This window comes from Streptomyces sp. NPDC054047 (genome assembly GCF_055585065.1).
Genome location: NZ_JBVJKV010000002.1, coordinates 672,771 through 685,656, shown reverse-complemented (window position 1 = coordinate 685,656; position 12,886 = coordinate 672,771). Strand labels below are relative to the sequence as shown.

Sequence of the window (12,886 nt, the reverse complement as noted above, 5' to 3'; positions counted from 1 at the left end):
CCCGGGGGGCTTGGGGTGCTTGGTCCGCTTGGGGTGCTTGGCCTGCTTGGTCCGCTTGGGGTCCTTGGTGCGCTTGGGGCCCGCTGCTTCCGTGGGTCGCGGGGGCGCCTCCTGCTGCGGGGGGCCGCGGGGCGGCCTGCGGCGCGCTGACCGGGCCGCCGTTCGGGGTGTCTCCCCCGTTCGCCGTCTTCGTCACGTGACGCTCACCTTCCTGCCGAACTTGCGGGCTGCCGGGGCCAGGGCGGCGGTCAGCAGGGCGGAGCCCAGAGCGCCCTTGCGGGCGGAGAGTGCGGCCTGGAGCGGGATCATGGCTCGGATGCCGCCGCCGACCGCCCGCTGGGTGAGCTGAGGGGAGGGGTTGAGCGCGGCGTGGAAGAGGGGGCGTGCGGCGGTGGCCGCGTAGGTGGCGGCGAGCGCGGCCTGGACGACCCCGCGGGCGCCGGTCCGCACTCGGCCCGCCCTCCGGCCTACCGGGCGGCCCACCCGACGGCCCACCGTCAGCTCCCCCGAAGTGAAGCCCGGCAGACCGCGGGTGGCTGCGGTCACGCGGCCTGCCGGGAGTCGAGGGGTGCCGGCTTCAGTGCTCGGTGCGGCGCCTGCGCCTGCGCCTGTGCCTGTGCCTGCGCCTGCGCCTGTGCCACCGGCACCGCTTCGGGCGAGCAGTTGCGCGAGCCCTGCTGTAGCCGCGAGGGCGCACAGCGGGGCCACCGTGGAACCCCCTTGCGCCTCGCGGCGCGAGACCGCGGTCACCGCGAGGGTGTGGGCGCCCAGGACCAGAGCGGTGGGCGCCGCCGCGCGAAGGCCGGAGCCAGGGCCGGTCCCGGAAGTGGTCGCGAGCCTCACCGAGGGCTTCGCGGACGACGTCGTCGCCGCCGCCCCCAGGAGCAGGTCCAGGGAGCGGGCCGCGGCCATGGCCGCCGGGCCCGCCGGGGTGTGCTTCAACCCCAGGTCGTACGCCCATACCGTGGCCGCCAGGCCGCTCGCGACCGTCAGCGCGGGGCGACCCGCTGCCGCGGCCAGAGCCAGGCCCCCTGCCGTCAGGACCGCCGCCGCGCCCAGCGCGGCCGACGGGGCGATGCGACCCGACGGCAACGGACGGTGAGGCCGCTCGATCGCGTCCTCCTCCCGGTCCGCCCAGTCGTTGAGGGCCATGCCCGCTTCGTACAGGGAGAGAGAGGCGGCGATGGCGAGGAGGGTGCGGCGGTTGGGCCGCAGCCCCGTCGCCGCGGCGCCGGCGAGGGCGTCGCCGGGCACGGTGAACAGGGCGGAGACACGCAGCAGTTCGGCCCAGTCACGACCGGCGCCCAGGTCACCGAGGGCACCCGGAGCACCCGGGCGAAACCCACCGCGCGGCGCCTCGCCCGTGCCGCCACTGCGAACGGCCGCACGCCCATCACCAGCCGCACGCCCATCTCCAGCACCCGGAGCAGTACCGCCGACAAGACGCAGTCCCCGGGAAGCCTCACTCACGCCGTCCCCCCGGCCGCCCCGCGATCCCTCACCCTCACCAGCCCCGGACCCGGCGCCCTCCGGCACCCCGTCCGACACGCCGTCCGCCCCCCTCATACCGAAGCCCCCCGCAGCCGCGACGCGAACCCCACAAGCGCCGCGTACTGCTCCGCCAGCGCCGACGAGGAGCCGTCGTCCGGGTCCTTGAAGTAGAAGCCAAGATCCCCCAAAGGCCCTGACAGGCCCCGCTCGTGGGCGCGGGCCAGCAGGCGGGCCAGGTCCAGGATCAGAGGTGCCGCCAGGGCCGAGTCGCAGCCCTGCCAGGTCGTCTGCAGGACCATCCGCGCGCCGAGGAAGCCGTCGAACGCGATGTGGTCCCAGGCCGTCTTCCAGTCGCCCAGCGACGGGACGTCGTCGATGTGGACCTCGCCCTCCGGGGCGGAGCCCAGCGTGTCCGCAAGCACCCGTTCCTTGCCCGCGTTCTTCGCCGCCGCCGCGGCCGGGTCGGCGAGGGACGCTCCGTCTCCGCCGCCCAGGAGGTTCGTGCCGGACCAGGCCCGCACGGCGAGCGCACGCTGGGCGAACATCGGCCCGAGGACCGAGCGCAGGAGCGTCTGGCCGGTCTTGCCGTCGCGCCCCGCGTAGGGGAGCCCCGACGCGGTGGCCACCGAGGCGAGTGCCGGGTGGTGCAGGCCCGCCGACGGGGTGAAGTTCACGTACGGGCAGCCCGCCCGCAGCGCCGCCGCCGCGTAGAGGGAGCTGGCGGGCAGCCGCCCCTCGCCCTCCTCCGGCAGGGGTTCCGTCGACGCCACGTTCACCACCACCGCACGGGCGAGCCCCCGGCGGCGTACGAAATCGCGCAGGTCGGCGGCGAAGGACTCGATCAGTTCCTCGTCCGTCCTGGTGTCGAAGCCGCCGCGGCGCGGTCCGCCCATGCGTATCTCCGCGTCGGCAGCGGCCAGTTCCGCGCCCACCGCCGAGGGGACGCCGTGCGGCAGTACGCCCCCGGCCGCCAGCTGCTCCGCCCGCTTGGGCAGCGGGCACTCCACCGTGTCGTGGCCGCCGAAGACGAGCGACGACAACGTTGGCAGACCGCAGTCCGTGAACGGCGGGGTCTCCGTGACCATGCCGGTCGGCGGGTGCAGCCCCGCCGCCACGGCCGCGCACCCCGCGACAGCCGTCGTGGCGACCGAACCGCGTGCCCCGATCAGCCACACCCCGGTGGAACCACCGGCAGACGGGCCACCGGCAGACGGACCACCAACAGAAGGAGAGGTGGAAGAGGGGGAAGGTGAATTGGACACGGCTGCCTCCTGTCGTACGCGCGCGAACGCGCAGGGAAGAAAGACGGCGGGCGGAGGTCCGGCGTCCTCCGCCCGCCGTCGTCTAGCGGCCCCCGCCGGTGGCGGTGCGGGCCGGCAGGTCCTTCACCCGGATGTCGCGGAAGGAGACCTGGTCGTCGGCGCCGTGGTTCTGGATGCCGATGTGACCGTCCTTGAGGCTCCTCGCCGGATCCGTGTTGGTGAAGTCGTTGATCTTCACTCCGTTGAGATAGATCCGAAGGCGTTCGCCCTCGACCCGGAGTTCGTAGGTGTTCCACTCCCCCGCCGGATTCAGCGCCTTGTCGCGCTTCTTCAGGTCGGCGGACTTGAAGCCGTAGACGGAGCCCGTGGTCTTCTCCGGGACGTCGGTGGCGTCGATCTGGATCTCATAGCCGTTGTTCACGGCCGACCAGGGGTCGTCGGAGGGCGGGAAGCCCACGAAGATCCCGGAGTTGTCGTCGCCGTCCATGCGCCAGTCCAGCTTGAGGGAGTAGGAGCCGAGCTCCTTCGCCCCGTCGTACCAGAGCATGCCCATGCCGCCGACGGTCGTCAGGGTCCCGTCGCCCTCGTTCAGCTCGAACGAGCCGGGGCCCGCCTGCTTCCAGGCATCGAGGGACTTCGCCGTGCCGTCGAAGATCGGCGTGTAGCCCTTCTCCGGACGGCAGTCGGCCTGCGCCGCGCCCGCCGCCCAGCGGATTCCGCCGAGCAGATGGGTGCGGTAGGCGGGATCGGCGAAGGACTCCTTGGTGTGACCGCTGCCCGTGTAGAAGGAGCGGCCGCCCTGGTAGTCCTGGCACCAGGCGATGGGATGGTCCCCGGACATCGAGCCGCCCGAGTAGGACGACTCGTCGAGCGAGGCGAGGACGTGGGCGCGGTCCCGGGGATTGGAGCGGTAGTTGTACCACTCGTCGGTCCGGTCCCAGACCCCCGGCAGATGCGCCGTGGACGGGTGCCCGTGGTCCTCGACCTGGACCTTCGCGGGCTGGATCGCGGGGTGCGACTGGAAGTACGCGCCCGCGAGCCCGCCGTAGAAGGGCCAGTCGTACTCGGTGTCGGCGGCGGCGTGCACGCCCACGTACCCGCCGCCCTGCTTGATGTAGCCCTCGAACGCCGCCTGCTGCCTGGCGTCGAGGACGTCACCGGTCGTGGAGAGCCAGATCACGGCGTCGTACCGCGCGAGGTTCTTGGCGGTGAAGGCCTTGGCGTCCTCGGTCGCGTCGACGGTGAAGCCGTTCGCGGCGCCGAGCTCCTTGACGGCCGCGATGCCGTCGGGGATCGAGTCGTGGCGGAAGCCCGCGGTCTTGGAGAAGACCAGGACCTTCTCGCCCGCTTTCGGACCCGAGGGCTCGGGCTTGGAGGCCGCGGGGCCCGACACACAGCCGATGAGTACGGCGGCCGCGGCGCTCGCGGTGGCGATCCGTGCGGATGCGCGCATGGTGACCCCTTCCTCAGCTCGTGGTGAAGGTGAAGTCGTCGACGTCGTACAGGGCTCCGGTGCCCGTGCCCTTGAAGACCAGGAAGAGCGTCGTGGTCGCCCTGGGTGCCTTGCTGAGCGCGGCGGTCACGTCCGCGTACGTCTCCCAACCGCCGGTCGGGGTGACCTTGGCCTTGCCCAGGAGCCTGCCGGTGGCCGATCCGCTGCGGACCTCGAGGGTGCCGCCGGCGCCCGCCGACGCGACGCGCGCGGTCAGCTTGGTGGCGTTGCCGAGGATGTAGGGCTTGAAGGAGATCCAGTCGCCGTTGTTGATGTCGCCGACCGTCTTTCCGCCGTGCGCCGGGGTGTGGTTCACCACGGAGACGCCCTTGGAGTCGTTGAAGTGCTCGCCCTGGCGGTGCTTGGGCTGGACGACGTTCTGGTCGTGGGTGGTCAGCGCGGGCTGGCCGTTGGCGCCCTTGTCGGTGTACTCCGCGTCGAAGACCCCGAAGATGTTGGCGTTCGGGTCGTGCTCGCCGTCCGCCGACGTCTGGAGGGTGCCCTCGCAGCCGTTGGCCGAGGTCACCGGGTGGCCGTGGCTGTCGTGGCCGAGGATGTGCGTGACCTTGACCTTGGTGCAGTCGATCGGGCCGTCTTCCCTGTCGGTCACCTTCACCTTGAAGGGGATCTTGTCGCCGAAGGTGAACAGCTGCCCGTCACCGGGGAGTTCCAGGGTCACCTTGGGGGCGGTGTTGCCGACGGTGACGTGCGCGCTGGCCGAACCGGTGCGCCCGGTGGAGTCCTTGACGGTCACGGTCGCGGTGTAGACGCCGTTCTTCTTGTACGTGTACGAGGGGTTCTGCTGGGTCGACTTGCCGCCGTCGCCGAAGTCCCAGGCGTAGGTCAGCGTGCCGCCGTCGGCGTCCGTGGCCTTCGCGGTGAACTTGGTCTTCAGCGGGGCCTGGCCGCTGGTCACGGATGCGCTCGCCTCGACGACCGGCGAGTGGCCGTCGGTGGCGTTCTCGATGCGGAAGAGTCCGGAGTTCTCGTCGCCGCCGAACCAGGCGGTGCCGTAGTCGAGGACGTACAGCGCGCCGTCGGGGCCGAACTCCATGTCCATGATCTGCGTGCCGGTCCAGGGGAACGGGTTGATCTTGGAGACCGTGCCGTCCGCGCCCTGCTCGATGCGCTTGATCCAGCGCCGTCCGAACTCTCCGGCGAAGAAGTCGCCGTCGTAGGCCTCCGGGAACTTCACCGGGGAGGTGTTGGCCGCGTCATAGCGGTAGACGGGGCCCGCCATCGGGGACTCGGAGCCGGAGCCGAACTCGGGGACGGAACCGCCGTCGTACGGAATCCACGCTTCCTGCGCGGCCGGCAGATCGGTCAGGCCGGTGTTGTGCACGGAGTCGTTCTTGGGGGCTGCGCAGTCGAAGGCGGCGCCCGAGGTCTGCGTGGCGAAGTCGTAGTCGATGTACGCGTCGTTCTTGCCGGTGCAGTACGGCCAGCCGAAGTTGCCCGGCTTGGTCACGCGGGCGAACTCGACCTGGCCCGCGGGGCCGCGCTTGGGGTCGGCCGCGCCCGCGTCGGGACCGTAGTCGCCGACGTACACCGTGCCGGTGGGCTTGTCGACGCTCATGCGGAAGGGGTTGCGGAAGCCCATCGCGTAGATCTCGGGGCGGGTCTTGTCCGTGCCCGGGGCGAAGAGGTTGCCGTCCGGGACGGTGTACGTGCCGTCGTCGGCGACCTTGATGCGCAGGATCTTGCCGCGCAGGTCGTTGCTGTTGCCGGCGCTGCGGCGGGCGTCGAAGGCGGGGTTGCGGTCCGCGCGCTCGTCGATGGGCGTGAAGCCGTCCGAGGCGAAGGGGTTGGAGTCGTCGCCCGTCGAGAGGTAGAGGTTGCCGTCCTTGTCGAAGTCGATGTCGCCGCCGACGTGGCAGCAGATGCCGCGGCTCGCGGGGACGTCGAGGACCTTCTTCTCGCTGGCGTTGTCCAGGGTGCCGTCGGTCTTCAGGACGAAGCGGGAGAGGCGGTTGACGCCGTCGAACTTCTTGAAGTCCGCGGCCGTGCCGGTCTCCGGGGCGTCGCCTGCCGGGGTGTCCAGCGGGGGCGCGTAATAGAGGTAGATCGCGCGGTTCTCGCTGAACTTCGGGTCGAGGCCGATGCCTTGGAGGCCCTCTTCGTCGTGCGTGTAGACCGGTATCTTGCCCGCGATCTTGGTGTTGCCCGCGGCGTCCGTGAGGCGCAGCGTTCCGTCGCGGGAGGTGTGCAGGACCGAGCGGTCGGGCAGGACGGCGAGTGTCATGGGCTCGCCGGTCTCGGTCTCCCCCTTGGCGAGGGTGACCTGCTGGAAGTCCTCGGCCGCGGCGGCCTTGCCCTCGGCCGCCTTTGCCGCCTGCTCCTGGGCGGCGCGGACGACCTCCGGGTCGGCGGCGTTGGCGGTGGGGGCGGTGAGGCTGAGGGTGGCGCCGGCCAGCAGGGTGCCGGTGAAGAGCGCGAGGGTCTTGCGGAGTCTCAGGCGTTTCCTGTGCACGGGGTTCCTCCGGAAGGGGGACGGTCGTACGCGGGTGTGGTGCGGTGAGGGCGCTGGGCGCCGGGGTGCGCCGTCACCCCGGAAGGTTCATGTCCTGTACACATCAGGGACGGTAGCCACGTTTGTCTTGGACGGAAAGCCCTTGCACAGCAATGAAGTTCAGCTTTTTCCTTGGGCAGGACAAAGTGACTCCGCAAGAGGAGAGCGCGTGCGGCTCAGTTCCCGCCGAACGCCGCGTCGAAGGACGCCGTCGGCGGCTCGAAGTCGAACGCCTTCAGGCGCCGCAGCGCCTCCGGCGCTCCTTGGAGGCGGTCCATCCCGGCGTCCTCCCACTCCACCGAGATCGGCCCCTCGTACGCGATCGAGCCCAGCATCCGGAACACGTCCTCCCAGGGGACGTCCCCGTGCCCGGCCGACACGAAGTCCCAGCCGCGGCGCGGGTCGCCCCACGGAAGGTGCGAGCCGAGCCGGCCGTTGCGGCCGTCCAGGCGGCGCCGGGCCTCCTTGCAGTCGACGTGGTAGATCCGGTCCCGGAAGTCGTAGAGGAAGCCGACCGGGTCCAGGTCCTGCCACACGAAGTGCGAGGGGTCGAAGTTGAGCCCGAAGGCCGTGCGGTGGTCGACCGCCTCCAGGGCGCGGTGCGTCGTCCAGTAGTCGTACGCGATCTCCGAGGGGTGCACCTCGTGCGCGAACCGCACGCCCTGTACGTCGAAGACGTCCAGGATCGGGTTCCACCGCTCGGCGAAGTCGTCGTAGCCGCGCTCGATCATCGACTCCGGCACCGGCGGGAACATCGCCACCAGATGCCAGATCGCCGAGCCCGTGAAGCCCACGACCGTGTCGACGCCGAAGGCCGCCGCCGCGCGTGCCGTGTCCTCGATCTCGCGGGCGGCTCGCTGCCGCACGCCCTCCGCGTCGCCGTCGCCCCAGATGCGGGCGGGCAGGATCGCCTGGTGCCGCTCGTCGATGATCGCGTCACAGACGGCCTGCCCCACCAGGTGGTTGGAGATGGCCCAGCACTTGAGGCCGTACTTGTCGAGGAGCTGGCGGCGGGAGTCGAGATAGGAGCTGTCGCTCAGCGCCTTGTCGACCTCGAAGTGATCGCCCCAGCAGGCGAGTTCGAGACCGTCGTAACCGAAGTCGCGGGCGAGGCGGCAGACCTCCTCCAGCGGCAGATCGGCCCACTGGCCGGTGAAGAGCGTGAAGTCGCGGGGCATGGACAGGCCTCCTCAGACCGTGACGGGGGTGGAAGGTACGAGGGTGTAGACCGAGTTCTTCGCCGCGCTCTCCTCCACCGCGGCGAGCACCCGCTGCACCGAAAGGCCCGTGGCGAACGACGGTTCGGGCTGCTCCCCGGTGGCGACGGCGTGCAGCAGGTCGCGGGCCTGGTGCACGAACGTGTGCTCGTAGCCGAGGCCGTGGCCCGGCGGCCACCAGGCCTCCAGGTAGGGGTGGCCTGGTTCGGTCACCAGGATGCGGCGGAAGCCCGACGACGTGGCGGGCTCCGTGTGGTCGTGGAAGGACAGCTCGTTCAGGCGCTCCAGGTCGAAGGCCAACGAGCCGTCGGAGCCGTTGAGTTCGAGCTTGAGGGCGTTCTTGCGGCCCGCCGCGAAACGGGTCGCCTCGAAGGAGGCCAGGGCGCCCGACGGGAAGCGCCCGGTGAAGACCGCCGCGTCGTCCACCGTGACCTGACCGGTCGCGGCGCCGCCCTCCGCCGTGAGCCCGCTCGACGCCCCGTCGAGCAGCGGCCGCTCCCGTACGAACGTCTCGGTCAGCGCCGAGACCCCCGACACCGGCTCCCCCACCAGATACTGCGCGAGGTCCACGATGTGCGCCCCCAGGTCGCCGAGCGCGCCCGAGCCGGCGCGGTCCTTGCGCAGCCGCCACGTCAGCGGGAAGGAGGGGTCGACCAGCCAGTCCTGGAGGTAGGTGAGCCGGACGTGCCGCAGCGTGCCGAGCCGTCCCTCCGCCACCATCTGCCGGGCGAGCGCGAGAGCGGGGACCCGGCGGTAGTTGAAGCCGACCATCGCCACCTGCCCCCGCGCCCGGGCCCGTTCGGCGGCCTCGGCCATCGCCTCGGCCTCCTCCACGGTGTTGGCGAGCGGCTTCTCGCACAGCACGTGCTTGCCGGCGTCGAGCGCGGCGATCGCGATCTCCGCGTGGCTGTCGCCGGGGGTGCAGATGTCGATCAGATCGACGTCGTCACGGGCCACGAGTGCGCGCCAGTCGGTCTCCGCGGCAGCCCATCCGAGCCGGTCCGCCGCGGCGCGGGCCGCGGCGCCGTCACGTCCGCAGATCGCCGAGAGGACCGGCCGCAGCGGCAGATCGAAGACGCGTCCGACGGTGCGCCAGCCCTGGGAGTGGGCGGCGCCCATGAAGGCGTATCCGACCATGCCCACCCCCAACGGCCGCTTACCGGTCTCAGCCTCGTGTTCCGTCTCACGCATGCGGTACTCCTCCTCGTAAGTGCTCGGTGGGGGGTGCGGACGCGCGCATCACTTGAAGCCGGTGGACATGTACTTGCTGATGTTCTCCTTGTCGACCACGGCCGAGTAGAGCGTGATGAAGGCCGGGATCTCGAACTCGGCCATGCCGCTGACGCCCTTGCTCTGGCCGAGCGCGCGGGCCAGGTCGATCGCCGAGGCCGCCATGGACGGCGGGTAGAGCACGGTGGCCTTGAGCACGCTGTCGTCGGACTCGATGGCCTGCATGGCGGAGAGCGCGCCCGCGCCGCCGACCATCAGGAAGTCGTCGCGGCCCGCCTGCTTGATGGCGCGCAGGGCGCCCACGCCCTGGTCGTCGTCGTGGTTCCACAGGGCGTCGAAGTTCTTCTGGGCCTGAAGGAGCTGGGACATCTTCGACTGGCCCGACTCGACGGTGAACTCGGCGGCCTGCCGGGCCACCTTCTCGATGTTCGAGTAGTTCTTGAGGGCGTCGTCGAAGCCCTTCGTGCGCTGCTTGGTGAGTTCGAGGTTGTCGAGGCCCGCGAGCTCGACGACCTTGGCGTTCTTCTTGTCCTTGAGCTTCTCGCCGATGTAGTGACCGGCGCTCAGGCCCATGCCGTAGTTGTCGCCGCCGATCCAGCAGCGGTAGGCCTGCGGCGAGGCGAAGACGCGGTCGAGGTTGACGACGGGGATGCCCGCCCGCATGGCCTTGAGGCCGACCTGGGTGAGCGCCTTGCCGTCGGCCGGCAGGATCACCAGGACGTCGACCTTCTTGTTGATCAGCGTCTCGACCTGGCCGATCTGGGCGGCGGTGTCGTTCGAGCCCTCGGTGGACTCCAGCGTGACGTCCGAGTACTTCTTCGCCCGCTCCTTGGCGTTGTCGTTGATCGCGTTGAGCCAGCCGTGGTCGGCCTGCGGGCCCGCGAAGCCGATGGTGACCTTCTTGCCGGGCTTGTCGTCGGCGACCGGCTGGTCCTTGCTGTCCGAGCCCTCGTCCTTGGACTCGTTGCTGGTGCACCCCGTGATCAGGGCACCGGTGGACAGGGCGGCGGCGCCGAAGAGAAGTCCTCTGCGGCTCGCGAACGGTGATGTCTCTGGCATGGCGGTGAACCCTTCGGGTCTGCGGGGTCAGGTGGTTGAGGACGTACGTCGCTGGACCAGCACCGCGGCGACGATGATCGCGCCCTTGGCGATCTGCTGGACGTCGCTCTGGAGGTTGTTGAGCGCGAAGATGTTGGTGATCGTCATGAAGATCAGGACGCCGAGCACGGAGCCGGTGATGGTGCCCCGGCCGCCGCTGAGCAGGGTGCCGCCGATGATCGCGGCGGCGATGGCGTCGAGCTCGTAGAGGTTGCCGTTGGTGTTCTGGCCCGACCCGGAGAGGATGATCAGCAGGAAGGCCGCGATCCCGCAGCAGAGGCCGGAGAGCAGGTAGAGGTAGAGGCGCTGCCTGCGTACGTCGATGCCGGCCAGGCGCGCCGCTTCCGCGTTGCCGCCGACGGCGACCGAGCGCCGCCCGAAGGTGGTGCGGTTCAGGAGCAGCCAGCCGACGACGGTGACGGCCGCGAAGACGAGCACGAGCGGCGGTATGCCGAGGATGTAGGAGTCGCGCTCGCCGAGCTTCAACACCCCGTCCACGGTGACCATTTGGGTCTTGCCGTCGGTGATCTGCAGGGCGAGGCCGCGGCCCGACGCCAGCATGGCGAGCGTCGCGATGAACGGCACCATCCCGCCGTACGCGATGAGCAGGCCGTTGACGAGGCCGCAGGCCATGCCGACGACCACCGCGGTGAACAGGATGCCCGCGAAGCCGTACTCCTGGGTGGCGACCGTGGTGGCCCACACCGAGGCGAGGGCGACGATCGCGCCGACCGAGAGGTCGATGCCGCCGGAGATGATCACGAACGTCATGCCGACCGTGACGACACCGATGACGGACGCCTGGGTGAGGATCAGCTGGACGTTGTCAGTGTCGAGGAACGAGTCGGGCTGGGTGATGCCGCCGATCAGGATCAGGACGGCGAGCACGCCGAGCAGGGACAGCGTCCGCACGTCGGCACGTGCGGTGAGCGACCGCAACGGGCTTGCGCCGTCCGCCGGTCCACTCTTCGATGTGGCGGGCCGTGGCGGCGATGCGGGCTGCGTCATGACGCCGGGCTCCCTTCGAGTACGAGGTCGAGTACGCGGTGTTCGTCGAGGTCACGGGCGGGCGCCGTATGGATGACGCGCCCCTCGCGCAGGACCAGGACGCGGTCGGCGAGGCCGAGGACTTCGGGCACTTCACTGGAGACCAGCAGGACGGCCAGGCCGTCGTCGGCGAGGCGGCGGATCACGGCGTACAGCTCGGCGCGGGCGCCGACGTCCACGCCGCGGGTCGGCTCGTCGAGCAACAGGACGCGGCAGCCGCGGAGCAGCCAGCGGGCCAGGACGGCCTTTTGCTGGTTGCCGCCGGAGAGCGTGCGCACGGGCGCGGTGGGGTTGTCGGGGCGCAGGGACAGCTCGCGGGTGGCGGTCTGCGCGGCCTTCCGCTCGGCGCCCCGGTCGAGCCAACCGCCCCGCGAGAAGCGGGACATGGAGGAGACCGACACGTTGTTGGTGACGGACTCCAGCATCAGCAGGGCCTGCGCCTTGCGCTCCTCGGGGGCCAGGCCGAGCCCGGCACGGACGGCGGCGCGCACGCTGCCGGGCTTCAACACCCGGCCACCCAGCGTCACTTGACCACTGGTCGCCTTGCGCGCGCCGTAGATGGTCTCCAGGATCTCGGAGCGTCCGGAGCCGACGAGCCCGGCCAGGCCGACGATCTCGCCGGGGCGCAGTTCGAGGTCGAGGGGTTCGAACTCACCGGTGCGGGCGAGGCCCGTGACCTTCAGCACCGCGTCGGTGGTGGGTGGGCCGGCCGGCCGGTCCGGGAAGACGTACTCGACGTTGCGGCCCGTCATCAGGGCGACGACCTCGCGGGTCGGCGTCTCCTTCGCGGGGAGCCCGCCCGCGACCGCGCGGCCGTCCTTGAGGACGGTGACGCGGTCGCCGATGCGGCGGATCTCCTCTAGGCGGTGGGAGATGTAGACGACGGCGACGCCGTCCGCCGTGAGATCGCCGACGATGCGGAAGAGGTTGTCGACCTCGTCCGGGTCCAGGGCGGCCGACGGCTCGTCCATGACGATGAGGCGCACTTCGTGGGAGAGGGCGCGGGCCATGGAGACGATCTGCTGCTGGGCGGCGGAGAGGTCGCCGACGAGCGTTCCCGGGTCGATCTCGCCGTGGCCGAGTCGCTTGAGCAGGGCGGCAGTTGAGGTCTTGGCCTCGCGGCCCTTCACGACGAACCCGGCCGCGGTCGGCTCATGCCCGAGGTGGACGTTCTCGGCGACGGACAGGCCCTCCACCAGGTCGAGCTCCTGGTAGATGGTGGCGATGCCCAGGCGCATGGCGGCGATGGGCGACTTGAGCGTGGTGCGCTCGCCGCGCCAGGTGATCTCGCCGTCGTCGGGCTGGTGGGCCCCGGCGAGGACCTTGATGAGCGTGGACTTCCCGGCGCCGTTCTGGCCGAGGAGGCAGTGCACTTCACCGGCCTGGACCTGGAGGTCGACGCCGTCGAGGGCGCGGACGCCGGGGAACGACTTGGTGATGCCGGACATGGTGAGCAGCGGTGGTTCTGGTGCCATGACGGTTCCCTTGGGCGGGTGCGGCGGGTGCGGCCGGTTTCAGGGCAGGGCGGGGTAGGGCGGTG

Annotated in this window: 9 protein-coding genes; all 9 read right to left on the bottom strand. The window is 71.1% G+C overall.

What is annotated here, in order from left to right; translation table 11 throughout:
* Nucleotides 1-192 precede the first annotated feature (192 nt).
* Complete coding sequence (locus ACZ6ZP_RS09675; RefSeq protein ID WP_469406242.1) at nt 193-1,254, bottom strand: SCO3242 family prenyltransferase; 1,062 nt, start codon at nt 1,252-1,254, stop codon at nt 193-195.
* A gap of 308 nt (nt 1,255-1,562) precedes the next feature.
* Entirely contained in the window at nt 1,563-2,666 is a 1,104-nt protein-coding gene (locus tag ACZ6ZP_RS09670) for an inositol-3-phosphate synthase (protein WP_351160779.1), read from the bottom strand.
* Between the two features lie 169 nt (nt 2,667-2,835).
* Nucleotides 2,836-4,206, bottom strand: a complete 1,371-nt coding sequence (locus tag ACZ6ZP_RS09665) for a ThuA domain-containing protein (protein WP_361461742.1) — start codon at nt 4,204-4,206, stop codon at nt 2,836-2,838.
* A 13-nt stretch (nt 4,207-4,219) separates the two neighbouring features.
* On the bottom strand, nt 4,220-6,715 hold the full coding sequence (locus tag ACZ6ZP_RS09660) for a PQQ-dependent sugar dehydrogenase (RefSeq protein WP_469406240.1): 2,496 nt from the start codon (nt 6,713-6,715) through the stop codon (nt 4,220-4,222).
* A 215-nt stretch (nt 6,716-6,930) separates the two neighbouring features.
* Nucleotides 6,931-7,932: a sugar phosphate isomerase/epimerase family protein gene (locus ACZ6ZP_RS09655; protein WP_351160772.1), complete on the bottom strand. Its 1,002-nt coding sequence runs from the start codon at nt 7,930-7,932 to the stop codon at nt 6,931-6,933.
* A 12-nt stretch (nt 7,933-7,944) separates the two neighbouring features.
* Nucleotides 7,945-9,162 (bottom strand): Gfo/Idh/MocA family protein, encoded by a 1,218-nt coding sequence (locus ACZ6ZP_RS09650; protein WP_469406237.1) that lies wholly within the window; start codon nt 9,160-9,162, stop codon nt 7,945-7,947.
* A gap of 48 nt (nt 9,163-9,210) precedes the next feature.
* Entirely contained in the window at nt 9,211-10,260 is a 1,050-nt protein-coding gene (locus tag ACZ6ZP_RS09645) for a substrate-binding domain-containing protein (protein ID WP_351160768.1), read from the bottom strand.
* 27 nt (nt 10,261-10,287) lie between these two features.
* Entirely contained in the window at nt 10,288-11,307 is a 1,020-nt protein-coding gene (locus ACZ6ZP_RS09640) for an ABC transporter permease (protein WP_351160765.1), read from the bottom strand.
* Nucleotides 11,304-12,821: a sugar ABC transporter ATP-binding protein gene (locus ACZ6ZP_RS09635; protein WP_383817818.1), complete on the bottom strand. Its 1,518-nt coding sequence runs from the start codon at nt 12,819-12,821 to the stop codon at nt 11,304-11,306. The genes ACZ6ZP_RS09640 and ACZ6ZP_RS09635 overlap by 4 nt, the downstream gene beginning before the upstream one ends.
* Between the last annotated feature and the right edge of the window lie 65 nt (nt 12,822-12,886).